We start from the raw sequence: 26,416 nt of genomic DNA, 5'->3' as shown, positions 1-26,416 counted from the left end.
GAACGGACAACGATCTGGGTAAAACCGGACGATAACTCTGGGTCAAACCTGTACATATAAACGACTCTGGGTATTCCCGTATCACGAGAACCCCAAACAGCAGGCCCTCATAACACGGAAATACCCAGAACCAATATCAAACGTACGGAAATACCCAGAACCACACGGGACAGACCACAATCAACGTCCCCTGACCGGATTGTGGACACCATAACCGATATTGGGTGAACTCGGACAACAATCTAGGTCAAAACGAACACGAATCTGGGTCAGAACGGACACGAATCGGGGTAAACCCGGACGATAACTCTGGGTCAAACCTGTACATGTAAACGGTTCTGGGTATTCCCGTATCATGAGGACCCCAAACAACAGGTCCCCGTAATACGGAAATACCCAGAACCAATATCAAACGTACGGAAATACCCAGAACCCCGAGCCCGGAACCGATTGAGACGGACCGCCCGAGGGTCCCGGAATGGTCACCGGACCCAGAACCGATTGAGTCAGATCAGACGATCTTGGGCATGGGGGTGGTGAGGGACTTGGTGAGGTTCACCTGCACCACGCCGGAACCGGCACGCACCTCCACCTTCTTCAGAGTCACGGTGCGCTCCTCGGCGGGGGCGGTGTCGTCGTCGGTCATGGTGGCCGGGGACTTCACGGCGCACACGGCGAAGTCGTTGAGATCACGACCCACACCGGCGACGAGCTCGCGGGCCTCGGCCAGCGACTCCTCGAATCCGGGCTTGAACACCACGCGCTCGGCAGGCACGCCGTAGGCGTTCGCGGCGATCCAACGCACGGTGTCGACCACGTCCTCGCCCTTGTGGCTGGCCTGCGCGCCCGGTACACCGGCGGAGCCAAGCGCGGTGACGAAGTCATCAAGCTGCTCGGTCAGACCATCGCCGCCATCACGGAACAGGTTGCCGATGATCGGCGTACGGAAGCCCAGCTCGGCGGCGGTCTCACGCAGCGCCGGAATCTGATCGTCCTCGCCCTCCCACAGGTTGATCAGCGGGAACGTGGGGATGCCAAGCTTCTCCAGGCGGTTCACGTGGAACGGGTAGCGCCACTGGCGATCGGGATCATCGCGCCAGGTGGTGGCACGCGTCACCACGAGCGCGGCGGACGGCCACTGGGCACCGTATTCGCGGGAGGCGATGTCGAGCCACTTCTGGGCACCGGCGTCGGCACCATAACCGGCCTCCACGATCACCACATCGTGGCGGGTGCAGGCCATCTCCACGGACACGAGCGTGGGGATACCGACGGACACGTTGGCGAACGGACCGCCGTGCACGTACACCGGGGAGCCGTTCACGGTCTCGGTGAGCGCGGGCTTGACGGCATCGGTGAGAATGTTCGTGATGCGCCACATGTCGGTGAGCTCCGCGAACGTGACGGGCTTGCCGTCGAGCGTGCCGGCGATCATGCGGCTCACGCGCTCGGCGATCTCGTCCATGGAACGGGAGAACACGACGATCTGCATGAGCTCGCAGGTGGGCGTAAGCACCATCTTCTCCGCCACGTTGCCCTTGCCGTAGTCCACGGCGATGGAGCGCAGGGAACGGGACGGCACTTCGGAGACGCGCGGCACGAGCACGGTGTCGAGCTTGCCCTCATCCACGGCCTTCTCAGCGAAGGAGACCAGCAGGTTCTGCGCGGCCTCGATGGCTCCCATTTCACCGCACAGACCCCAGTCGATGATCTCGGGGTGGGTCAGGGAGGCCTTGCCGCCGCCGGACGCGCCGCCCTTGGAACCGGCTGCGGTGATACCCATGCTCGGCTGACGCAGTACGGCGGTGGCGTCGATGCCGCGCTTGCGCAGGGCGTCGATCAGCGCGATCGTGGTGGTGGTCTTGCCCTCGCCACGGCTCGCCTTGAGCGGGGTGTCGGCAGTGACGAGCACCACCTTGCCGTGCTTGCGCGGGGCGTCGGGATTGTTCTTCAGATAGTCGAGGTATCCGAAGGCATCGATCTTCTTCACAATGCCGTACTGGCTCACGAAATCATCGAAGATGGCCATATTTCTCCTCTTGCGATTGCTGGTGATTACCGGAATTGCTTGCGACTGCAACGTGTTCCAGCGTACAACAACGGCTGGCGAAGGGCGGCCGGCGTTCCACGCAGTCGCAAGCGGGACGGATCAACGGATCAGTTGTCGGACAGGTGGAAATCGTTGCGCATGTTCATGCTGGCCGTGTACAGCACGTCGGACAGCAGCGCGTCGGTCTCCGTCTTCACCTGATCGGCCAGCGTCTGGTTGGCGGCGGCGAGAATGCCACGCACCTCCGGATTGCGCACGGCGGCGATGATCGCGTCGGCGTCACGCACGTCGTCGACGGCCTCCTCCTCGTCGGCCAGATCGTCCAGATCCACCGGGTTCGTATCGAGTCGGACCACCTGTTCGTCTGCCGCGGCGAGCATGCGGTGGCCGAGACCGCCGGTCTTCTCGCGATACCGGTCGATCAGTGGCGACGTAGCGGCGAAATGCGCGTCGGCGAGCGCGGCGATGATGCGGTTCGCCCAGTAGAAGTTGCCGGAGTCCACGTGATCGGTGGTGTCGGCGAAGTATGCGGGCGTATCGTCCACGTTCGCGTAGAACGGCACGAGCGTGTTGAACGCGTTGGATCCGTAGGCGATCCACTGGATCGAACGGCAGGATTCAGGGCGGTAGGGGCGGATCTGCATCACGGCGAGCTGGCTCTGGCGGTTGATGCCGATCGGACGCAGGCTGCCGCGCGTGGATTCGTCGCCGAGCGTGCCGTACGGATCGTAGGGGGTGCCCTGATAGTGGGAGCTGAGCACGTACTTCACGTCTTCGATCGTGATCTTGCGTTCGGGCTGGCGTGCCCACGGAATGTCGTCGCTGTCGGGGCGGTGGGCGGCGTCGGGGCCGTCCCACACCTCGTCGTACGGGTTGAGGAAGCGCTGCATGTACCAGGCGCGCGGCGTGTTGTACACGTGGTCGCGGTCGGAGTGGGAGCCGAACATGTCACGCGGGTTGAGCGGACTGACCGGCTCGACGGCGAGATCGAGATGGTTGTCGTCGATGAACTCGCGCAGGTCGGCGGAGCACATGTGCTCCTCCTGGTCGCCGAGAGCGTCGTCGATGTCGAATTCGTCGATGCCCAGCTGGTTCGGCATGGTCACGTAGGCGTCGTCGGGCACGCGCTTGGCGATCCAGTGATGTCCTCCGACGGTTTCCAGCCACCAGATCTCGTTGACGTCGGAGAACGCGATGCCGTTCATCTCGTACGTACCGTATTCCTCGAGCAGCGCACCGAGTCGTTCCACGCCTTCGCGTGCGGAGCGGATGTACGGCAGCACGATGGTGAGCAGGTCCTCCTCGCCGATGCCACCGGGGATCTCCGGCTCGTAGCCGTCCTCGCCCTCCTTGCCGCGGGCGGGAGTGAGCTCGACGAACGGATCGGCGCCGATCACGCGCTCGTTGGTGGTGAGGGTTTCGGTGGCGCTCATAGCCACGTTCGCCTCGTTGACGCCGGCCTCGCCCCAGATGCCCTGCTTGTTCACGGCGTCAGGAACGGCGGTGTATTGCAGCGGATCGTCCGGCAGGTCGATTTCGACGTGGCTGATGACGGAACGGTAGTGACGGGGCTGATCCTCGGGCTTGACGACGACGAACTTCTTCGACGTGAATTCGCCCTGCTGCGAGTCCTCGTTGCGGGCGATGATCGTGGAGCCGTCGTAGCTGGCGTTCTTGCCGACCAGAATCGTGGTGCATGCCATGGTGGGTGTGCGCTCTCCTTGTTTGGTTCCTTGTGTGGTGTTCGATTGTCTTCGATGGTATCCGACCGCTCGGCTGTGCCGGGTGCGGTCGGATTCGGGATCAGGCCTTGCCGGTGAGGAAGATGGCGTCCTGGTCGGCGGCATCGCCGTTGGCGGCAGCGTCACGCAGGGCGTGGATCATCTCGTTCATCCAGAAACCGCCGTTGAGCCCCTTGAGCGGCTGCTTGGTGGCGTACACGTGCAGGTAGTAGTCATGATCCTTGTCCGGCGGCTGCGGTCCGTTGTATCGCATGGTCGCGGCGGGATCGGTGCCGCCGACGAATCGCGACGCCTGGGAGGTGCGGCCCTGCAACGCCTCGGGGATCATGGCCACCATCTGACGGGAGAAGTCCGGCGGGATCTGCAACGCGTGCGAATCGTTGAAGTCGTACATGAGCGCGGCGATCGGCAGGTTCGCGACCGTCCAGTGAATCCATTCGAAACCGCATACCGGAATCGAATCGGGGTCGGTGAACGTCCAGTGCAGGTACTGGGCTTCGGGATTGACGTCGTCCACGTAGAACGGAAACGACACGACGGGCACGCCGGCGTTGATGTACTCCGGGTCGGCGGCCTTGGCGAACACATCGGGTATCACGGTGAAATCGGCTGAAATCTTCATGGTTTCAGTATAGGCGGGGCCGGTGCGATACTGGCGCGCGGAATGAATTCGGCGGGCATGTGCACGATCGGGCCGGCCGATTCTCCCACGTGCAGCAGCCGTGTGATCAGATGGTTCGCCGCGGCCTCCCCCAGTTTGTGATAGTCGATGGCGATGGTCGACAATGCCGGCGCGCATTCCGCACCCTGCACGATGCCGTCGAATCCGACTACCGAACAGCGTTCGGGGACTGCATATCCGCGGGCGCGCATCTCCTCCATGAATCCAATCGCCATCAGATCGTCGTACGCGATCAACGCCGTGGTCGGAGTACGCAGAAACTCGTCGACCGCCATGCGGCCGCCGTCGCGCACAAAGCTCTCCCCCGGAAGCCGGCGCATGGTCATGCCGATCCTCCGGCCGGCCAGATGCATGGAATTCCACCGGTAACCATCCTGCCATGACCCTTCGGGACCGGACAGATACGTCACCTTGCCGTGCCCAAGCCGCAGCAGCTGCTCCATTGCGTCGGCGGTGGCAGCACGATCGTCCACGACCACCGACGGCACGCCGCGCACCACGCGATCAACCGCCACCGTGGGCACCACCTGTGCGATCTTGCGGATCGACGTACTCGACGTTCTCGGCGACGCGAATATCAGCGCGTCCACGAACGGTGCCAACCGTTCGGCCACCTCCATCTCGCGGACGGGGTCCTCCTGAAAATCCACCACGCTTGTCACGAATCCGTACTCCGCGAACCGACGATCCAGACCGTGTATCATGTCCACGAACACGGGATTGTCAAGGTTCGCCACCAGTACGGCGATCACGGAATGCAGCGTACGGCGGTCTTCCACCGGCGCGATCTGATCGGGGATATAGCCCAGTCGATTCGCCACCTCGTGCACGTACCGCACCGTGTGCTCGCTCACCCTGCCCGGGCGGGAGAACGCGCGGGACACCGTGGTCAACGACAGTCCGGCCGCTTCGGCCACGTCCTTGAGCCGCACACGAGGCACATGGGCACCGCGACCGCTACCTTGACCATTTTCCGAATCCTTCATGCGCACCATCGTATGGGCATACCCCCGCGACACGGCGAAAAACACGACAAGCGCGGCGAAGAATGCCCTCAACGCACCGATCGACGCCAGCAATCGTTGACGGCAATGGCAATAAACGGAAAGTCTGGCAAGATTCGGAAAGCCCACCTTCCTACCGGTCGGTCACATTAATCTGGCAATCGCAAGCCGCGGAACAACGGAGTCCGCGTTCTCGCACCGATTACAGACAAGGAGAGCGACGCCATGTCAACCATGACAACCACCACGTCCGACGCTGACGGCACTGCGGCCGGCAACGCGATCGAGCCGGAACGTGAACCGAAACCGATCCGCCCATTCGGACTGCGCGACAAGATCGGCTACATGTTCGGCGATTTCGGCAACGACTTCACGTTCATGTTCGCCAGTTCGTTCCTGATGATCTTCTACACCAAGGTGATGGGCATCCCCGGCGCGGCTGTAGGCACGCTGTTCCTCGTGGCACGCATCATCGACGCGTTCGCCGACGTGACCGTGGGCGTGCTCGTGGACCGCGCGAAGACGCATCCCAACGGCAAGTACCGCGTGGTGATGATGAAATTCGCCGCGCCCGTGACGATCTTCTCGTTCCTCATGTACCAGACGGTGTTCATCGACTCGTCGATGGGTGTGAAAACCGCGTACATGTACGTGACATACATCGTGTGGGGAATCCTGTACTCGTGCGTGAACATCCCCTACGGTTCGATGGCGTCCGTGCTGTCACCCGAGCCGAAGGACCGCACCTCGCTGTCCACGTTCCGTTCGATCGGCGGATCGTTCGCCGGCATGTTCATCGGCGTGGTCGGACCGCTGGTGATCTACGAATCCGACGCCGCTGGCAACCAGATCATCCGCGGCGGCGAGGGCAGCCACATCTTTGCGATCGCCGCCGGACTGTTCTCCGCGCTCGCGTTCGTCTGGTACCTGATCTGCTATCTGTCGGTGACCGAACGAGTGAAGGCGGAGAACCATGTCAAAGCCGACCGTGACGCCGATCGTCGCGGCATCGCACACATGCTCGGCGCCGCGTTCTCGTCGCGGGCCATGGTGGGTCTGATCGGCGCGGCGCTGTCGCTGATGCTCGCACAGCTGTTCCTCGGCCAGATGATCAACTTCCTGTTTGCCGATTTCTACCGTCACGCGGCCTATGCATCCGTGGCGACCACGATCGGCACGGTGGTCATGCTGTGTCTGGCGCCGACGGTGATGCCGCTGGCCAAGAAGTTCGGCCATCGAACCATGGCGGTCGTCGGCATGACGATCTCCGCCATCGCCATGTTCACGCTGTACCTGCTGCACACCGACAACCCGTTCATGTTCCTCGCCGGGTACGGCGTGGCGCAGATCGGTCTCGGCACGTTCAACCTGATCATCTGGGCGATGGTCACCGATGTGATCGACGACATCGAGGCCACCAAGGGCATCCGTGAGGACGCCACCTGCTACTCCGTATACTCGTTCTCCCGCAAGCTCGGCCAGGCGTTCGCCGGATGGCTGTCGGGCGTCTCGCTCACGTGGATCGGCTATCAGGCGGGTGCCACGGCGGTGCAGTCCGAGGGCACGATCAACGGTCTGTACATGTACACGACGCTGATTCCGGCCGTCTTCCTCGCACTGACCGTAGTGTTCCTGATCGTCGTGTATCCGCTGACCAAGAAGCGCGTGGACGACAACGCCGCCACCCTGCAGGCCAAGCGCATGGTAACGGATCGCTGATCACACCCCACCCTCTCACCCCACCCGTTCCTTAGTGTGATCACACTAAGGAACGCAACCACCCATAATCGTTGAAATTCCAACAACCCGTTTTTTTAGTGTGATCACACTAACCAATGTGGCCTTAGTGTGATCACACTAGGGAATGCGTAAGGAGTACGAAGCACATCATGTTTGATTCGTTGTATCCACGTCTGACCGCGACCCGCCGCATACAGGACATGTGCGGTACGTGGCGGCTCCAGTTCGATCCACGCTCCGAAGGCGTATATGAAGGATGGGAGCACGGTCTGCCCGATCCCATCGACGTACCCGTGCCGTCGAGCTTCGCCGACCTGTTCACCGACAAGGCGTCCCGTGAATACACCGGCGACTTCTGGTACGAAACCGACCTGTTCGTGCCCGGCGAATGGCGTGACGCAAACGTCGGCATCCGGTTCGACGCGGCCACGCATCGCGCCACCGTATACGTCAACGGCGTTGAAGTGGCACGTCACGAAGGCGGATTCACCCCGTTCGTCGCGCCGATCAACGACGTGGTGAACTGGAACGGCGTCAACACCGTGGTCGTGAAGATGAACAACGAACTCGGTCTTAACACACTTCCCGCCGGCGAGACGAAGATCCTGCCCGACGGTACGAAGGTGTGCGCACCGTATTTTGATTTCTACAACTATTCCGGACTGCAGCGTCCCGTACGACTGGTCGTTTCGCCGCGCGAACGCATCGAGGACTTCGCCGTTGTCAGTCGTTTCGACGGCGACGACGCCCTCGTCGACTACACGGTGGACACGAACGGCGATCATGACGTGGAGATCGTCGTGACGGACGAGGATGGCATGGACGTGGCCCGCGGACGAGGCAAGGCGGGAACGTTGCGCATCGAGAACGTGATCCCGTGGCAGCTGCGCAACGCGTATCTGTACACGTTCACCGTGCGGATCGTCGACGACGACGCCGACGACCGCGTGATCGACGAATATTACGACGAGATCGGCATCCGCACGATCGCCGTGGACGGCACGCGTCTTCTGCTCAACGGCCGACCGATCTATCTCAAGGGATTCGGTCGTCATGAGGACAGTGATATTCACGGCCGTGGATTCGATCCGGTGATGAACAAACGCGACTTCGAGAATCTCAAATGGATCGGCGCGAATTCGTTCCGTACCAGCCACTACCCGTACGCGGAGGAACAGCTGTACGAGGCGGATCGCGAAGGATTCCTGGTGATCGACGAGGTGGCGGCCGTCGGCATGATGAAGTCACTCGTCAATTTCCTTGATGCGACGGATGCAAGCAAGACCAAGGAGGTCACGTTCTTCGACGAACCGGTGGTGCAGACGGACACGCTGGCGGCACATCTGCAGGCAGTGCGAGAACTGATCGACCGCGACAAGCGTCACGCGTGCGTGGGCATCTGGAGCCTGTTCAACGAGCCGGATTCCGCATCCGACGCGGCGGTGCCGTACTTCCGCAAGGTGTTCGATCTTGCATTGGATCTTGATCCGCAGAAGCGCCCGAGGTCGTACACGAACGTGACGGCGTGCGGCGCAGGCAAGGACAAATGCCATGATCTGTGCGACGTGATCATGCTCAACCGGTACAACGGCTGGTATGTGGAGGGCGGCGTGCTGATTCACGAGGCGGCACGCCATCAGCGCGAGGAGCTGGAACTGTGGCATGAGCTCGAGCCGAACAAGCCGTTCCTGTTCACCGAATACGGCGGAGACACCATGGCCGGCGTGCACAAGCTGCCGAGCGTGATGTGGAGCGAGGAGTATCAGGTGGAGAACCTCACCGAGATGGCCACGCTGTTCGACGCGTTCGACTGGATCGTGGGCGAGCAGGCTTGGAATCTCAACGATTTCCAGACCACCGAAGGCATTATGCGAGTGAACGGCAACAAGAAGGGTCTGTTCACGCGCGATCGTCAGCCCAAGATGGCGGCGTACTATCTGCGCGATCGATGGACGACGATGCCGGACTATCTGGAATAGACGGCAGCGAGGAACGGCTAGCGGCGGGCCGGGCCCACGCTTTCGCGGATGATCAGGGAAGTCGGCAGCGCGAGCATGTCCGGGTCCTCGAAGGATCGGACCGTGCTGGCGTCAAGATGCAGTGCGGCCAGATCGTCGACGCCGAACGACGACAGCGAATACAGGCCCATGCTGTTCATACGCAGCAAAGTGCGCACACCGATCGCGCCGATCCGCTCCCGGGGGATCACGATGGATGTCAACGGCGGCATCATCATCGACGCCAGCGGGGAATCGTCGAACGTGATCAATGAGACATCGCCGGGCACGTTCACGCCGTCACGTGCGAACTGGGCGATCATGCCGGCCGCGATCACGTCGTTATACGAGATCACCGCACTCGGGCACGACGGCCCCTGCAGCATGCGGGCCGCCTGCCCGCCGCCCTCCGCGGAGGATTCGAACGGCCCCACGCGTCGCACGGCCATCCCCCGTGACTTGGCGACCGACTCGACCGCATGCCAACGCGACCGGTCCGCCCACGAATCGGGACCGGACACGTACACGACTTCAGAGTGCCGATTCGACATCAGCAGCGCCAACGCCTGATGCACGCCGGAAAACGCATACGGCACCACACTCGACACCCCATGAACCGGACGGTTGAGCGCCACCAGCGGCACGCGACGGGCCAACTTCGCCAGACGCGGCGCATCCACACGATCGGAGGCGATCAGCACTCCCTTGGACGTCTCCGAAATCTCTTCCGTGAACGACGTCTCCCACTGGCCGGTGCGGTTCGACTCGATCACGCTGATGGCAAGACCGGAGGCGTAGGCCTCGTCCTGGGCCCCGCGCAACAGCGATGACGATGCGGCAGTGTCCTTGACGACCAGTGAGATCACGCCTGCCGTCTTTCCGATGCGACGGCGATATGGCCGATGCACGTAGCCGAGTCGTTCCGCTGATTCACGAATCACGGCCAGCGTGGCGGGATTCACACGATCGGGATTGCGGAATGCGCGCGACACCGTGGACGGGGCGACGCCGGCGTCAGCGGCGACATCCACAAGACGCACCTCACGGCCAAGGGCGGCACGTCGGCCCACAGGCGATTCCGCGGGCGATTCCATAGGCGATTCCGGACTCGTCATCGATCCAACCTCCCTCACGACGTGCATAATGCGCGTATACGCCTAGCCATGTCGTCTGCAAAACCGGCAAAAAACGCAAATCACGGGCAACAGCCATGCTAACCCACGGTCATATCTACCATCAATGCACGTACCACAAACAATGATGTTGACGAAAAGAGCATAGTATGACGACTCCGGCACATGCAGACACGACGGCCGTAAAAAACACCGTAAGCGCCACGGCAAACACCACGGCGCAGGAATCTGCCGATACGCCCGGAACGGGTTCCCTCAGTCTCGGCCATATCCGCGTGGGACATATTCGCGTGAACGATCGCATCGAACCGGTGGATCTCATGTCCGGCACCCCCGTGACCGTGCGGTGGTGGGTGGATGACGCCACCGCCGATGCCACCGCCGATGGCGGCATCGATACCGAACCGTCGTCCCCATCCGAGTGGACGCACTGGCAGATCATCGTCACCGATCGTCCGGGAGGAGGCATCACCGTCTGGGATTCCGGACGCCAGCCGTATGACGGCACGGTCAGCGTGACGCTCGACGGATTCGAACTGCCCGTATCCAGCCGATACTGGCTCGAGGTGCGCGTCTGGGACGGCCATGGTCACGTATCCCCCTGGTCCGATCCGGTGACGTTCGGCAGCGGTGCCGGCGACCGGTGGCAGGCCGTCCCCATCTGGGTCCCGGCCGACGCCCCGGCGGACGGCGTTGTGGACGAGTCCGCCGAATTCAACCTGCCCGACGAAGAGACCGCGCCGACCGACGACTCGTTCTTCGTGGGCAACACCAAGGCCGCCGATCCTCACAATTCCCGCGGATGGGCGTTCCTGCGCGGCGAGGTGACGCTGCCGGACAAGCCGGTGCGCTGGGCCACGCTCAACGTGACCGCATCGAGCACGCGCGCGGCACGCCAGTTCGTGCACCGCACCTGGGTCAACGGATCGTTCGTCGGATACGGTCCCGTATTCCCCATCGCCAACGAGGCACGCTACGACGGCTACGATGTGACGGCGCTGCTACGTCCGGGCCGGAACGCCATCGGCGCGCTGGCATACACGGTGGAGGATCAGCGGTATCTCGCCCAGCTTGACGTGATGTTCAACGACGGGACGACGGCCCGTTTCGGCACGGGCGAGGATTGGCGAGCGCTGCCCGGCACCACGATCTACCCGGATTCGGCATCCGTGGGCACGCAGTATTTCGAGGCGCCGGCGGAGAACGTGCAGGCGGCGAACTATCCGTTCGGATTCAGCGAGCCCGGTTTCGACGATGCCGCGTGGTCGCCGGCGGCGGTGCGCGAGTCGTTCGCCGCGCTCGCGCCGACGCCTACGGACAAGCCCGAGGTGCAGTATCATGCGCCGGCCGCGATTCGCACCACCGACGACGGCCATCTGGTATTAGACTTCGGCCGCACGTGGGAGGGCGGCGTGCGCATCACGCAGGCAGTGCACAACACGGTTCGCGGCGCGTCCCAGACCGAGAACGCACACGGCAACGCACGGCCGACGCTGCGCATCCGCTACGGTGAGGTGCTCAACGCCGACGGATCGGTGAAATACCATCTCAGCGCATTCAACACGTACGAGGACATCTGGCATCTCACCGACGACACCGCGTCCATGGAAACGTGGGGCCTGCGCGTGTTCCGGTACGTGGAGATCATTCCGGCGGACGACGATGCGTCACGAGCTCTGCTGCGTCGACTGGCTGACGGCAACGCCAGCATCGAGGCCGCCGCGCTCGTCTATCCGTTCGATCGTTCGGCGGCATTCTCATCGTCCGACGCCACGCTGAACACGGTGTGGGCGTTCTGCCGCAACACCATGGAATCGACCAACGGCAATATCTACGCCGATTCGTGGACGCGTGAACGGGCACCGTACGAGGGCGACGCATGGCTGCAGCAGCAGGCGCATCTGATCTGCGACGACGCTCCCGCGCTCGCCGAATATTCGGTGGACTGGCTGATCGCCAACCGCACCTGGCCGACGGAATGGCCGCTGTATCTGATTCTCGCCGCGCACGACGCATGGATGCGCACCGGGTCCATGCGGCAGATCGCCACGCACTACGATCAGCTGGTCGCGCTGCTGCCGCTCGGTCATCTCGACGAGGAATCCGGACTGATCGTCAAGGATCCCGGCGAGTCCAGCGTGACCGACGGCGATCTGATCGACTGGCCGCCGGTGGAACGCGACGGATTCGAATTCGGTCGGGTGAACACGGTGATCAACGCGCTCTCCTCGCAGACGTTCGCCGATATGGCCGATATTGCGCGTGCGCTCGGACGCGGTGAGGACGCCGACCGGTTCGGGCGCATCGCCGATCGTATGCGCGCGGCCATTCATGATCGCCTGTACGACGCCGAGGCCGGAGCCTATATCGACGGACTGACCGACGGGGCCGACGGCGAGCGCATCGGACATCATTCACTGCACGCTTCGGCGTTCGCGCTCGCCTTTGCGCAGGTGCCGCGGGATCGTATCGCCGCGGTGGGTGCCTTCCTGCGCGGCAAGGGCATGGCATGCAGTGTGTATGCGGCCAGCGTGTACCTGACCGGACTGTACAGGGCGGGACTCGGCGCGGACGCCAATGCGCTGATCGCCTCGCATGACGGGCTGCGTACCTGGATGAACATGATCGACAAGGGGGCCGGTGCCACCATGGAGGCGTGGGATGTGGAGCTCAAGCCGAACACCACGTATTCGCATCCGTGGGCCGCGTCGCCGGCGTTCCTGCTGCCGGAGGGTCTGCTCGGCATTCGGCCGACCTCGCCGGGGTATGCCACGTTCACGGTGAAGCCGCAGTTGGGCGAGCCGGGCAAGCGTGGGTCGGTGGATCAGGCGCGGGCCGTTGTGCCCACCGTGCGCGGGCCGATCGTGGTGGATGCCGCACGCGTGGCGTTGGACGACGCCGGCGTACGGTACGGATTGCGTGTGGACATCGACGTGCCGGCGCATGCCACGGCGTATCTGAAGTCCCCGCACGGCGTAACGACGGGTGGCGGACTTGGCTACGGACATCACACGGTGATGCTCTGACGGTCTACCACGCTGCGGCGGGCCGTCAGTCTCCCCAGGCGGGCTTGTAGAAGGTGCCATCCAGAGCCTCGGATGCCTTTTGGCGCGCTTCCTCAAGCGTCCAGTTGGCGAGTTCGGCGCGCACGCCGTCCAACGCCGCCGGAGTCATCGACAGCGAGTTGACGCCAAGGCCGGCGAGCACCACGGCCAGATCCGGATCGGCGGCGGCTTCACCGCACACGCCGACCGGCATGCCGTTCTCGTTGCCGGCGTCGGCGATCATCGCGATCGCGCGGAGCACGGCGGGGTGCCATGCGGTCTGGTAGTTGGCCACCGAACCGAGCGTACGGTCGGCGGCCAGCGTGTACTGGGTCAGATCATTGGTGCCGATCGACACGAAGTCGGCCACCTTGGCCACCTTGTCGGCCACCATGGCGATGGACGGCACCTCGGCCATCACGCCGACCTTCTTCAGGCCGAAGCTCTTGCCGAGCTTGACGAAGTAGGCGGCCTCATGCTCATCGGCCACCATCGGCGCCATGACCCACAGGTCGGCGTCGGTCTGGGCGTCGGCAGCGGCAAGGGCCTTGAGCTGGCCTTCGATGATGTCCTTGTGCACGCGCAGGGTGCGCAGACCGCGCAGGCCCAGCGCCGGGTTCGGTTCGTCCTCCGGAGTGAGAAACGGCATCGGCTTGTCCGCGCCGGCATCCAGCATGCGGATCACGACCTTCTTGCCGGGGAAACGGCTGAGCAGTTCGGCATAGGCGGCGGTCTGCTCCTCGACGGTCGGCGGTTCGACGTTACCGATGAACAGGAACTCGGAGCGGAACAGGCCCACGCCCTCGGCACCGTATTCGAGTGCGGGGTCGGCGTCTTTGGGATTGCTCACATTGGCGAGCAGCGGAATGTGGGTGCCGTCCTTGAGCGAGCCGGGCTTGCCGCGCAGTTCCTTGGCCTTGGCGGCGAGGGCGCGCGCGGCTTCGGCTACGGTGATCTCGTCGTCGGTCGGATCGGCCACGACGGTGTTCTTGGCGGCGTTGACGATCACCGTCTCGCCGTCGGTCAGGCATTCGGCTCCGGCGGCGGACACCACCGTCACGATGCCGCGGGCGCGGGCAAGGATGGCGGTGTGCGACGTGGGTCCACCCTGCGAGGTGACGATGGCGAGCGTCTTGGTCATGTCAAGCGAGGCGGTGTCCGCGGGCGACAGATCCTCGGCCACGAGCACGAACGGGGTCTCGCTGCACGGGATGCCGGGGGCGGGCAGGCCCATCAGATCGGCGATGACGCGCTGGCCGACATCGTGCAGATCGGCCGCGCGCTCGGCCTGATGGCCGCCGAGCGATTCGAACACGGACTCGAACGCGCCGAATCCTTCGAACACGGCGCGTTCGGCGGTCTTGCCATTGGCGATGAGCGTCACGATGTTCCGTGCCAGCGACGGGTCGGATGCGAACATGGCGATGGCCTGCAGGATCGGAGCGGCCTGTCTGGTGCCATCATCGCCGTTGGCGGCCTTTTCGGCGCGACGACGCAGGTCGGCGTTCACCGCAGCAAGCGCAGCGGCGGCCCTGTTGATCTCCACTTCGGCTGGGACGCTTTCGGAGCGGGGTATATCGGACGGCTCCGGCAACTCGGCAACCATGCGAACGACCGGACCGATCGCAACACCGTGGCCGATGCCGACACCAGTGATGTTCATGGGATTCTCCTTTGCGGCGGACGCCGTTGCCCGTTTTCGTCGCGATCACCGTGCGATCAACGTCACGGCACGATCAACGTCACGGCACGATCAACGCACTGTCACGGCACGATCAACGCACAGAACAGCGCCTCGAAGACCAGCAGCGGATTGCCGTTGCCCGCGAGACGACGGCGGGCCTCGGCCACGTATTCCAGTCGTTCGATGGCCGACTGACGGCTCAGACGCGACGCAAGCTCGGCGATGGCCGTGCGATTCTCCTTGTTGACGATGCCGACGGACCCCTCGGCATCATTCTGCAGCACGGCGACGTCGCGATACACACTGGCGATGGAATTGAGCCCGCGGTCGAGCACGTCACGGCTGCGTCGTGTCACGCGCCGCCGCACGTCCCCCTTCTTGCCGATCGCATTGTAGGCACCACGGATTTTCGGCGGAATTCGGTCCTTCTCCCCCAATCCGTTGACACGACGAAAATCGGCCTGTTCACGCGCGGTCTGCGCATCGATCTCCGCCTCGGCCTGCGCCTTGGCGTCGGAGATCAGATGATCGGCGAGCAATACCGCGTCCGATGCCTTGGTCAGATTGAGCACGCCCACCACGAGCGTGTCACGGTCGGTCATCACACGTTCGTTCGTGGCGTACAGCCGGGCGATGCCGATATGCCCCTCGGCCAGTCGCGCGGCGCGGGCCGCCACATGCTCGGTGAAGCGCTTGTCATCCGGCAGTGTGGGATTCACCGATGTCATCAGGAATTCGGCGACCGCACGATCACTGGGAATGGCGAGATTCACCACGCGCGTACGCGAACGGATGGTAGGCAGCACATCCTGCGCACTCGGCGCGCACAACAGCCAGATCGTATGCGCGGCCGGCTCCTCGATCTCCTTGAGCAGCACGTTGGTGGTGCGTTCGAGCATGCGATCCACGTCTTCGATGATGATGATCCGCCACGGCGTGGTGCTGGGCATCTGCTCGGATTTCTCGATGATGCCACGGACCTCATCGATGCCGATGGTCACCTTGTCGGTGGCGAGCACGGTCACGTCAGGATGTGTGCCGGCGAGGATATGGCGGCATGTGGAGCATTCGCCGCAGCCATGATTCGGGCATTCGAGCGCGGCGGCGAATGCGCGGGCCACGTTGGAACGGCCGGAGCCGGCGGGACCGCAGATCAGCCAGGACTGGGCGATGTCGGCGGTGGTCGCGGCCGTACGGGACAGCAGTTCCACGGTGGGACGCTGTCCGACGATCGTTGACCAGACGGCGGGCGTGTGCTGCGGCTGCGGGACGAGCACAGTCGTTGCGGACTGTGGTTGCGGCGCGGTGAACGTGTCATTACTGGTCATCGGCTCTCCGATCGGTCGTCGTGTGTGCTAGGGACGTCGTGCACACTGCAGTCGTCGTTCACACGATCGTCGTGCATATTGTGCATTGTGCGGAGCAGATCGTCGATATCCGACTGGATCGCTGACCAGACCTGATCGATGGACTGCGCGGCGTCGATCACACGGAAACGATCCGGTTCGGCCGACGCAAGATCAAGGAACGCGCGACGCGTACGGTTCTGGAAGTCGTCGCCGGCGGACTCCATACGATCGGCCTCATGCTGCAGACGGGTATGGGAGACGGACGGATCCATGTCGAGCAGATACGTGCGGACCGGCAGCAGACCATTCGTGGCCCACAGGCTCAGATTGCGGATCTCGGCGGGGGTGAGCTCGCGGCCGCCGGCCTGATACGCCAACGAGGAATCGAGATACCGGTCGGTGATCACCACATCGCCGCGGTCCAATGCCGGGCGGATCAGTTCGGCCACGTGCTGGGCTCGGTCGGCGGCGAAGATCAGGGCTTCGGCACGCGGGGCGATGTCGGCGGGGGGATTGTTCGCCGTGCCGGAATCCGACGATGCATCGTCTGACGCGTTGCCTGACGACACGTTGCTTGACGACACGTTGTGCAGGAGCAGTTTGCGCAGGGCCACGCCCAACGGCGTACCGCCCGGCTCGCGGGTCACGACGACCGTACGCCCGCGGGATTCGAGATATTGCCGCAGTCGCTCCACCTGCGTGGTCTTGCCCACGCCGTCAACGCCTTCAAAGGAAATGAACAGTCCAGCCATGCCTTCTACCGTATCGGCGCGTGCCAACTTTCGCCGTGTTGCGTTACGTGGGCCGTCCGGCCCAGATGACGCAGTGCCCAAAAACGTTGAAATTACAACGTTTATACAACTGTATTGCTCGGGTATACACTGCCCACGTAACGGTTACGGTTACTTCGACGCCGACGACGTTGACGTTTTCGACGCCGTGGTCTTGGTCGTCTTCTTGGCGGTCGTCTTCCGGGTCGTGGTCTTCTTCGCGGTCGATGTCGACTTCGTCGACTTGCGCGCGGTCCGGCGCTTGGTCGGACCAGCGGCACGCTTCTCGGCGAGCAGACGGAACGCCTCCTCCGGGGAGATCGACTCGGGCGTGAACTGCCGCGGCAGCGTACGGTTCGTCTCACCGTCGGTGATGTACGGGCCGAAACGACCATCCTTGATCGTCACCGGCTTGGCGGTGTCGGGATCGGGACCGAGTTCACGCAGCGGAGGCTTGGCCGCCGCACGACCACGTCCGCGACCGTACTTGGGCTGATCGAACAGTTCCTTCGCCTTGGCCAGATCCACAGTGAAGATCTCGTCCTCACTACCCAGCGATCGGGTCTCGGCCTTGTCGCCCTCGACGGTCTTGGTCAGGTACGGACCGTAACGACCGTTGTTGGCCTCGACCGTGGCCTTCGTGATCTCGCCGGTCTCCGCATTCGTCTCCTCAAGCGTGCCAACGAATCGGGGCAGGCTGAGTAGCTTCAGCGCGTCGTCCAGCGACAGCGCCTCGGGATTCATGGTCTTGAACAGCGAGGCCATCTTCGGCTTGGGTGCGACGCTCTTCTTGCGCGTGGCGCGGCGCTTCGGAGCCGGCTCACCTTTGGCGGAGGCCTCTTCGGCGGCCTTGCGAGCCTTCTCCTCGGCCTCCTTCTCGGCAGCCTTCTCGGCCTCGGCCTGCGCCTGCATCTCCGGCGTGATCAGCGCCACGTACGGACCGAACCGCCCCTTGCGCAGTTCCACGGTTCCACCGGTGACCGGGTCCGTGCCCAGCACGCGGGGGCCACCGGAGTTCGTGGCGATCAGCTCATGACCGACTTCGGGCGTCAGCTCGTCGGGGGCCAGCGTGTCGGGAATCGACGCATGCTTCGGATTGCCCTCGTCGTCAAGGTTCTTCGTGTCCTCAAGATACGGACCGTATCGTCCCACGCGCACATGCAGTCCGTCGCCGATGTCGATCGTGTTGATCTCACGCGCGTCGATGTCACCCAGCTGCGCCACCTGCTGCTGCAGGCCCTTATGCGCGGTCTCGGGCGAATCCACCGTACCCTCGCCGGTGCCGAAGTAAAATCGCGTCAGCCAGTCACGGCCGCTCTCATGACCGCGCGCGATCTGATCAAGACCGTTCTCCATCTGCGCGGTGAACTGATAATCCACGTACTGCGGGAAATTCGTCTCAAGCAGTTTGACCACAGAGAACGCCAGCCAGGACGGGATCAGCGCACGGCCCTTCTCATACACGTACCCGCGATCGATGATCGTGGAAATGATGCTTGCATACGTGGACGGGCGGCCGATCTCCTTGGCCTCCAACGTCTTGACCAGCGATGCTTCGGTGTAGCGCGCCGGCGGCTGCGTCTCGTGACCGGCGGAATCGACGTCGACGGCATGCAGCGCGTCGCCCACGGCCATCGGCGGCAGCGACACGTTCTCGGTGTCCTTCGCGGTCTTGCCCTTGTCGCCGGCATCACCACCGGACCTGCCTGCGGAACCGGACGCGGAACGCGCTCCCCCGTACACCTCCATGAAGCCCGGGAACTCGATCACCGTACCGGACGCCTGGAACAGCGCCTCGCCATGGGCACCGGAGTCGGCACCCAACCGAACGGTTGCGGTGGAACCGGTGGCGTCGGCCATCTGCGAGGCGAGCGTACGACGCCAGATCAGCGTGTACAGCTTCAGCTGGTCCGGCGGCACGCGGCTCGCCAGCTCCTCCGGGGAACGGAACGTGGAACCCGCCGGACGGATGCATTCGTGCGCCTCCTGCGCACCCGCGGTCTTGGTCACATACTGCTTCGGGCTGTCCGACAGGAACCGTTCGCCGTACCGCTTGCTCACCTCGTCGCGGGCGGCGGCGATGGCCTCCTGCGACAGCGTGACCGAATCGGTACGCATATACGTGATGTAACCGTTCTCGTACAGGCCCTGCGCGGCACGCATGGTGGCACGAGAACTGAATCCAAGACGATTGCCGGCCGTCTGCTGCAGCGTGGACGTGGTGAACGGCGGCTGGGGACGACGACGATACGGCTTGGTCTCCAGAGATCGCACGACGAACGGCACGTCACGCACGGCCTCGGCGACGGCGTTGGCCAGTGACTCGTCCATGACGACCGGCTCGTCCTTGCGCGCTGCGTCGGTGAGCTGCCCGTCGGCACCGAAATCCTTGGACACGGCGAGACGACGGCCACCAAGTGAGACAAGACGCGAATCGAATCCGGCGTCCACATCACCGTCCGCGGCCACCAGCGTGGCGAGCACATCCCAGTACGAGGCGCGAACGAACGTCATGCGTTCGCGCTCGCGCTCGACGATCAGTCGGGTGGCGACGGACTGCACACGGCCGGCGGACAGGCCCGGCCCCACCTTGCGCCACAGCACGGGGGACAGTTCGTAGCCGTAGAGTCGGTCGAGCACACGACGGGTCTCCTGTGCGTCGACCATGTGCCCATCCACGTCTCGCGTGGCGGTGAGTGATCGTTTGATCGCCTCCGGCGTGATCTCGTGGAACACCATGCGCTTGACCGGCACCTTGGGCTTGAGCGTCTGCACCAGATGCCAGGCAATGGCCTCTCCCTCGCGATCCTCATCGGTTGCGAGATAGAGTTCGTCGGCGTTCTTCAACGCGGACTTGAGTTCGGCCACCGTGGACTTCTTGTTGTCGTTGACGATGTAATACGGCTCGAATCCATCGTTCACATCGACGCCGAACTTGCCGAACTTCTCCTTGCGGCTGGGCGGAACCTGCGAGGGCTGGGCCAGATCACGGATGTGGCCCACCGACGCCATCACCTCATACCCCTTGCCCAGGTAACCGCCGATCTTCTTCGCCTTGGTAGGCGACTCGACGATAACGAGCTTGGTGCCGTCAGTCATGGTCTCTCCTTCTTGGTCAACTACAGTGCATAATAACCATGACCTCGCCCGGTTTGACGAATCGGCAGTTCGAACACGTCGTTGGCGTGATGCCGATCACGGCAGGTGGCGGCGCGGCGGCGCGGCGGCGCGGGCGGGCCGATCGAAGCGTCAGCGCTTGCGCGGCGGCGCGGGCGGGGCACCCACCAGACCGATCTTGGACAGCGGGGCGGCGGTGATGTGACGCATGGCGAGCATGAGTCCGAACGTGAGCATCACGGACCCGCAGATCAGAATGCCTGCCGATCCGTGTGCCGCCGAGGACGCCCATTTGGCGCTGTACTGCAGACCGGGCGCCAGCTGCCAGACCACATACAGGCCGTAGGCGAGCGCCATGATGCCACCGGCGATCATGACCGTGCCGACGATCTGGATGCTTGCCGACGATGCACGGGTGCCGGGCTCGTCCATGCCCGACGACCTCGTGAACGCCAATGCCAGGAACGCCAGTCCGGAAGCGAGCGCGACCGCCATGATCACGTCGCACGGACGATGCCATGCGCCGACCAGCAGCGCCATGCCCGACAGGGATGCGTATGCGGCGGCGATCACGGCGACCAGTGCGCGCCAGACGCGCGGCACCACGCACAGCAGGGCGAGCGCGACCACCACGACCATGGTCATGTGACCGGAGGGGGCCGTGTTGCCTTCGGTTTTGATCATCGATACGTCGTAGACCTGGCGAGGCAGCAGTTTCTTCAGCAGTTCGGCGGCGGCGAACGCGACGATGGCGAGCGTGACGAGCTGTCCGATCACGAGCCAGCGTTTGCGTGCGATGGCCACGATGAGCGCCACCACGCCGAAGACGATATCGGCGAAGGCCATGACCGGGATGGATGTTGGGCCGAGTGTCACGGATGCGGCGAGCGGCGAGCATAGGGCGGCGAGCCAGCCCGGAAGCGCGTCGGCGAATCCGTCGACGGCGAGATTGTCGTATTCCTGGCCGCCTACGGTTCCCACGCCCACCAGATACACGACGGCGGCGATGGCGAGAATCGTCAGGCCGAACACTACGCAGAGCACCACGCTGGATATGCGGGGACGGCTGACGAGCAGGTCATCGGACCGGTCGCGGGGCATGCGAGGATCCACGGAATCGTCGGTCGCTGCGGATTGACTGAGACCGCGGCCTCGTTTACCGCGTCTGGTGACGGGTGCATCGTCATCGTCGTCTGCAACCTGTGCGAGGGAGGCGAGAGCGCTTGACGGCTCCCCTTGCAGTCCCAGCGCCTCGGCCTCAAGCGGGGACAGGGCGCCGGGAGTTCCGGGGCCCGACGCGTTCGCCACGTTTGGAGCCATTCCCGCCGATCCCGGATTGCCCGAGGAAGCGGCCGGCGGGAACGACTGCGTGGCGGAGGAATCGTCGGGTTCCGGATCCAACGGTTCGAAATACAGATTCGATGGCTTCTTGTCACTCATAGTCACGACTTTAGAGCCGACGGGGCCCAAACCGTTGCAGAACCGCTGTCCGTGAAGCTATCCCCCGCTCGCTAGGCAGAATATACGAATCGCCGAGATCTTTCCCCTCTTCGCTAGGCAGTCGCTCCGACGGCAACCGGCATGATTTGGCCATTGTTCGACGGCCGTGATGCGATTCCACCGGGGTTCTCCTGGCTTGGGTGCCTACCGAACGAGGGTTAGAAGTCTGCAAAGCCGCGAAAAGACCTAGCGAGCGGTAGATAGGGCTGCTGAGTGGGGAGACGGGGCGGAACGGAGCCCATCGCGTCATCCGGCAAGATTGATCGATCCGATCAGAAATCCTTGAGGATGGGGTCCACGTGCTCGCCGGTCTCCAGGAATCGTGCCAGATCCTCGGCGGAGGTGAAGATGGCATCCACGGATTGGGAGATCATGATGTTCACGGCGTCACCATCCTTGAGGCCGTCAAGGTAGGCGTACACGGGCTTGCCGATGCCGTGCGCATAGCCGATTTCGAACATCGTACCCGGATCATCGTCGATCAGATTGGCGATCACGGCCTTGGCGCTGCGGATGCCTTCGACATCGGCCTCGAAGCAGGCCTCGGCACCGATGGCGGCGAGATCGGACTCGAAACGCGGCTTGAACAGCTTCTTGCCGTGGGATTCCAGCGTGGCTTCAAGGCGTTCCATGCTGGCCACCTCGGTGGGGTTGAAGAACGGGCCGGCGGCGTAGAAATCGTACTCGGTGTTTGTCGTGTTTGTCACGGTATTGGTCATGCGCCTCATTGTAGGAGTACGAATCATGGAAGTCCGGGTTATAGGAACTTTTGTGGTGCTTATAACTGGCATCTGGCCTTGTGACAGTAGGCGTGTCGGCTGGTTATTTTCGACGGCGGGAAAATAGCCGGCTTGTGCCATGGGTCGGGTGGCGGGCTGGATGTCGTGAGAACGAAATCCAGCAAGGCGAAGAAGTGCCCGATCTGCGGTCGGGCGATGAAGAAGAACGGCAGGACCGCGAAGGGCACCCAACGGTGGAAGTGCTCATCGGACGCACGCATACGGCAAACAAGCATCGGAGAGGATACTCCGTACTCATCGGACGCACGCCTATGCCGAACAAGCACCGGAGATGGCCAAGGTCATAGGCCGCAAAGTGTGTCCGGGGACGGATGCCCATTCGACTCCGAAAGGGTCACGTCGCCTGCATTTACGCCAGCGACACACCAGCCGAGACAAGGCCCTACACCCCAAAATGGACACGTTCTGGCCTGTAACCCAAAAAACAACGCCAAAAATTGGAAAGGCCTCGGACACTATTGTTTCCGAGGCCTTAAGTGCGCCAGACAGGATTCGAACCTGCGACCTTCTGATCCGTAGTCAGATGCTCTAATCCGCTGGGCTACTGGCGCATGTCGCCTTTCCGAAGTCCCCTTCGTGAAGCAACTCGAATACAATAAGTCCCAGATGAATTTTATGCAAATTCGATGTTACGTACGGAGTGTCGCCAATAATCCCAATGGTTTCCGCCTGAGAGCGATAACATACGGTCACCTTCCCACCACCGACACCATGCTGCTTGACCCCATCCCCATTTCTTAGTGTGATCACACTAAGAGAGCCGTGCCGGATCCATGGCAGCCGAAAGGGTGCCGCCCGTCGGGTATATGCCCGACGGGCGGCGCTATCGCTCAACTGCGGCAACCGCAGCAACGGCACCGCACATCAGACGGCAAAGTCAGCCGATGGCCTTGATGGCGTCGATGATCAGACCCCAGAATCCCTCGAAGTCCAGCTTCACAGCCACCTGCGTGTGGCATTCCTCGGCGCTGGGCTCCGGCCCACGCAGATCGGCGACGGTCATGCCCGTGGTCAGCGCGCCGTGGATCTCCACGTCCACCGGGCAGCGACGGGTGGCCACCACGGATGGGTCGATCAGGTAGGCGACGGTGCAGGGATCATGCACCGGCGGATCAACGAAGTCCTGATTGTTCTTGTACGCCTCACGGAAGAAGTCCATGAGCCCACTGGCGAACTTGGACAGATCAGTGCCGATGGCGTCAATGCGCGACTGCACGTCGGGGGTGCACAGCGCCTGATGCGTGAGATCAAGGCCCACCATGGTGATCGGCCAGGACTCGTTGAACACGATGTGTGCGGCCTCGGGGTCGGTGGCCACGTTGAATTCGGCGACCGGCGAGCAGTTGCCCACGTGATAGCCGCCACCCATGAGCACGACCTCCTTGACGCGATCGACGATGCGCGGCTCCATGCGCACGGCCAGCGCGATGTTGGTCAGCGGGCCGGTGGGCACGAGGGTGATGGTCTTCGGCTCAGCGTTCATGATCGTGTCGATGATCCAGTTGACGGCATGACCAGGGTCGAGCGGACGGGTGGGCTCGGGCAGCTCCACACCGTCGAGGCCTGTGTCGCCGTGCACTGCGGCGGCCACCTTGAGCGGACGGACGAGCGGGCGATCAGCACCGGCGTGTACAGGGATGTCGGTGGCGTGCGCCGCCTCGAGTACGGCGCGGGCGTTGTAGGTGACCTTGTCAAGGCTCTGGTTACCACCGACGGTGGTGACGCCGAGCAGTTCGATCTTCGGATTGCCCAGCGCCAGCAGAATCGCCATCGCATCATCGTGGCCGGGGTCGGAATCAAGAATGATCTTCGTTGGGTTCTCTGCCATATTCGCTCCTTCACGAATCATGTGCACTACGTCACTGTCATTGATGCATTTATAGTCGTTACCGCGAATCACATCGCGGAAATCCGCTTGATAAAACGTTACACCAACTATAGTACGACACGATCGGCCCCAGTCCACGAACACACACAACACAGGGGACAACATGGCAGAAAACCGTATCGGCTCCGAGGACACAGCATCATTTTCACGACAATCACCGCACGCATAGGCCCATCTTCGAGTTCTGTGCGGATTCCAGGACCCTGCGGACACCTATCTCCAAGTTCTGTGCGTTCCAAAGCAGATATGCGAAGTATGAGGCTTGAAATTCCAACGTTCATACTCGGGATTTCCGATTCAGACCGCACAGAACTCGAAGGTTGATATCTGCATAGGTAACGAATCCGCACAGAACTCAAGGATTGGTCGCCGGGGTCACATTCCACACCGGCATCTGGCCACGGCACGGCCACGTCCGAGACACAACTACAGCCGAGAATAAAAAACAACGAAAGAGAAAAAGAAAAGACCCCTACGCACCCGACAGAGACCACTTACCCTTGCTGCATTCCTGCCCTGGGGGAGTTGGGCGGCATGACGCCGCGTAGGAGCCGAATTCACACTATACCGCACATCCGAGGACATCGCCACTCCGGCGCGGCATGACACAGGCCCACGCGGGCCCACGCCCCCGCCCACATTGGAATACCCAGTACGATGGAACGGCACGGTTTCAAACACAATCGCGCATAACCGCGCGTCTGCCATGAGAGAAGTCGAGGACCATATATGATCACCACCCCCGTCAACGCCGATCTCGTCATCGTGGGAGCGGGCCTGTTCGGCCTGACCATCGCACAGCAGGCGGCCGAGCATGCCGGCGCCCGTGTGCTGATCATCGACGTACGAGACCACATCGGCGGCAACGCCTACTCGTACTTCGACAAGGAGACCGGCATCGAAATCCACAAGTACGGCGCGCATCTGTTCCATACTTCGAACCGTCGCGTGTGGGAATACGCCAACCGGTTCACCGAGTTCACGGATTACGTGCACCGCGTGTACGCCACGCATGACGACGAGGTCTACCCGCTGCCGATCAATCTGGGCACGATCAACCAATTCTTCCGCGCGCACTACACGCCCGACGAGGCCCGCACGCTGGTTGAGCGTCAGGCCGGCGAGCACGCACACGGCATCGCCAGGAACCTTGACGAACAGGGGCGGAAGCTCATCGGCCAGCCGCTGTACGAGGCGTTCATCAAGAACTACACGGCCAAGCAGTGGCAGACCGATCCGAGTGAACTGCCGGCGAGCATCATCCGCCGACTGCCCGTGCGATTCAACTACGACAACCGATATTTCAAGGACACGTGGGAGGGACTGCCAAAGGACGGCTATACCGCGTGGTTCGAGAGAATGATCGCAGATCCGCGCATCGAGGTGAAGCTCGGCGTGGACTTCTTCGACGAGTCACAGCCGCTGAACAAGCGCGCGCTGGCCGAGGCCGGTGTTCCCGTGATCTACACCGGCCCGATCGACCGGTATTTCGATTATGAGCTGGGCGCACTGCGCTGGCGCACCGTGGACTTCACGGAACGCCGTTACGACGAGGATGACCACCTCGGCTGCCCGGTCATGAACTATTCCGACGCGAACGTGCCGTACACGCGTGCGATCGAGTTCAGGAACTTCAACCCGGAACGCGCCGCATCGTATGCGCCAGGCAAGACGGTGGTGTGGGAGGAGTATTCGCGGTTCGCGACCCGCGACGACGAGCCCTACTACCCCATCAACACCCCCGAGGACCGGAACACCTACGATCAGTATCGAACCAAGGCGCAGCTCGAGCCGAACACCGTATTCGGCGGACGTCTGGGAACGTACCAGTACTACGACATGCATCAGGTGATCGACACGGCGCTGACCGCCTACGTGGAGGAGGTCGCCCCGCTGCTCAACCGCTGGTGACGCAG

At 63.0% G+C, this 26,416-nt stretch carries 16 protein-coding genes, 1 tRNA gene and 1 other RNA gene; 4 read left to right on the top strand and 14 right to left on the bottom strand.

Going from position 1 to position 26,416, the window contains the following annotated elements:
- Positions 1 to 511 precede the first annotated feature (511 nt).
- The 4 genes from EP30_RS10140 to EP30_RS10125 all read right to left on the bottom strand — a co-directional run bounded on the left by EP30_RS10140 (position 512) and on the right by EP30_RS10125 (position 5,460).
- Complete coding sequence (locus EP30_RS10140) at positions 512 to 2,029, bottom strand: formate--tetrahydrofolate ligase (RefSeq protein ID WP_140558442.1); 1,518 nt, start codon at positions 2,027 to 2,029, stop codon at positions 512 to 514.
- A 128-nt stretch (positions 2,030 to 2,157) separates the two neighbouring features.
- Positions 2,158 to 3,753, bottom strand: coding sequence for a C69 family dipeptidase (locus EP30_RS10135; protein WP_140558439.1), 1,596 nt, complete (start codon positions 3,751 to 3,753; stop codon positions 2,158 to 2,160).
- Positions 3,754 to 3,853: 100 nt separating this feature from the next.
- A complete protein-coding gene (locus tag EP30_RS10130; protein WP_094663225.1) occupies positions 3,854 to 4,414 on the bottom strand; it encodes a YbhB/YbcL family Raf kinase inhibitor-like protein in 561 nt (186 codons plus the stop codon).
- The gene (locus EP30_RS10125) at positions 4,411 to 5,460 is read right to left on the bottom strand and encodes a LacI family DNA-binding transcriptional regulator (protein ID WP_181160878.1); all 1,050 of its coding nucleotides are present in this window, start codon (positions 5,458 to 5,460) and stop codon (positions 4,411 to 4,413) included. The genes EP30_RS10130 and EP30_RS10125 overlap by 4 nt, the downstream gene beginning before the upstream one ends.
- 243 nt (positions 5,461 to 5,703) lie before the next feature.
- Here EP30_RS10125 and EP30_RS10120 point away from each other — a divergent pair, with 243 nt between their 5' ends.
- Together EP30_RS10120 and uidA are read left to right on the top strand one after the other, a co-directional pair.
- Entirely contained in the window at positions 5,704 to 7,197 is a 1,494-nt protein-coding gene (locus tag EP30_RS10120; protein ID WP_219846824.1) for an MFS transporter, read from the top strand.
- A 170-nt stretch (positions 7,198 to 7,367) separates the two neighbouring features.
- The gene (uidA, locus tag EP30_RS10115; protein ID WP_181160877.1) at positions 7,368 to 9,197 is read left to right on the top strand and encodes a beta-glucuronidase; all 1,830 of its coding nucleotides are present in this window, start codon (positions 7,368 to 7,370) and stop codon (positions 9,195 to 9,197) included.
- A gap of 17 nt (positions 9,198 to 9,214) precedes the next feature.
- Here the strand turns inward: uidA and EP30_RS10110 are convergent, their stop codons facing one another.
- Positions 9,215 to 10,330, bottom strand: a complete 1,116-nt coding sequence (locus EP30_RS10110) for a LacI family DNA-binding transcriptional regulator (RefSeq protein WP_181160876.1) — start codon at positions 10,328 to 10,330, stop codon at positions 9,215 to 9,217.
- A gap of 167 nt (positions 10,331 to 10,497) precedes the next feature.
- Between EP30_RS10110 and EP30_RS10105 the strand changes: the two genes are divergently transcribed.
- Complete coding sequence (locus EP30_RS10105; RefSeq protein WP_140558428.1) at positions 10,498 to 13,374, top strand: alpha-L-rhamnosidase N-terminal domain-containing protein; 2,877 nt, start codon at positions 10,498 to 10,500, stop codon at positions 13,372 to 13,374.
- 25 nt (positions 13,375 to 13,399) lie between these two features.
- Here the strand turns inward: EP30_RS10105 and ptsP are convergent, their stop codons facing one another.
- The 9 genes from ptsP to ffs all read right to left on the bottom strand — a co-directional run bounded on the left by ptsP (position 13,400) and on the right by ffs (position 25,056).
- Positions 13,400 to 15,055, bottom strand: coding sequence for a phosphoenolpyruvate--protein phosphotransferase (ptsP, locus tag EP30_RS10100; RefSeq protein WP_140558425.1), 1,656 nt, complete (start codon positions 15,053 to 15,055; stop codon positions 13,400 to 13,402).
- Positions 15,056 to 15,156: 101 nt separating this feature from the next.
- Complete coding sequence (locus EP30_RS10095; RefSeq protein ID WP_140558422.1) at positions 15,157 to 16,404, bottom strand: DNA polymerase III subunit delta'; 1,248 nt, start codon at positions 16,402 to 16,404, stop codon at positions 15,157 to 15,159.
- Entirely contained in the window at positions 16,401 to 17,177 is a 777-nt protein-coding gene (gene tmk, locus EP30_RS10090; RefSeq protein WP_140558419.1) for a dTMP kinase, read from the bottom strand. The genes EP30_RS10095 and tmk overlap by 4 nt, the downstream gene beginning before the upstream one ends.
- A gap of 150 nt (positions 17,178 to 17,327) precedes the next feature.
- The gene (gene topA / locus EP30_RS10085) at positions 17,328 to 20,294 is read right to left on the bottom strand and encodes a type I DNA topoisomerase (RefSeq protein ID WP_140558416.1); all 2,967 of its coding nucleotides are present in this window, start codon (positions 20,292 to 20,294) and stop codon (positions 17,328 to 17,330) included.
- Positions 20,295 to 20,444: 150 nt separating this feature from the next.
- Positions 20,445 to 21,752, bottom strand: coding sequence for a hypothetical protein (locus tag EP30_RS10080; RefSeq protein ID WP_140558414.1), 1,308 nt, complete (start codon positions 21,750 to 21,752; stop codon positions 20,445 to 20,447).
- Between the two features lie 332 nt (positions 21,753 to 22,084).
- A complete protein-coding gene (locus tag EP30_RS10075) occupies positions 22,085 to 22,531 on the bottom strand; it encodes a nucleoside 2-deoxyribosyltransferase (protein ID WP_140558412.1) in 447 nt (148 codons plus the stop codon).
- 558 nt (positions 22,532 to 23,089) lie between these two features.
- Positions 23,090 to 23,163, bottom strand: a tRNA-Arg gene (locus EP30_RS10070).
- Positions 23,164 to 23,489: 326 nt separating this feature from the next.
- A complete protein-coding gene (locus EP30_RS10065) occupies positions 23,490 to 24,440 on the bottom strand; it encodes a nucleoside hydrolase (protein ID WP_094663201.1) in 951 nt (316 codons plus the stop codon).
- 521 nt (positions 24,441 to 24,961) lie between these two features.
- Positions 24,962 to 25,056, bottom strand: an RNA gene (gene ffs, locus EP30_RS10060) — signal recognition particle sRNA small type.
- Positions 25,057 to 25,229: 173 nt separating this feature from the next.
- Here ffs and glf point away from each other — a divergent pair.
- Positions 25,230 to 26,411: a UDP-galactopyranose mutase gene (gene glf, locus EP30_RS10055; protein ID WP_140558409.1), complete on the top strand. Its 1,182-nt coding sequence runs from the start codon at positions 25,230 to 25,232 to the stop codon at positions 26,409 to 26,411.
- Positions 26,412 to 26,416: the final 5 nt, after the last annotated feature.

It is taken from the genome of Bifidobacterium sp. UTCIF-39, from assembly GCF_006408715.1.
GTDB lineage: Bacteria > Actinomycetota > Actinomycetes > Actinomycetales > Bifidobacteriaceae > Galliscardovia > Galliscardovia tissieri.
This window is presented reverse-complemented; position numbering and strand designations above follow the sequence as displayed.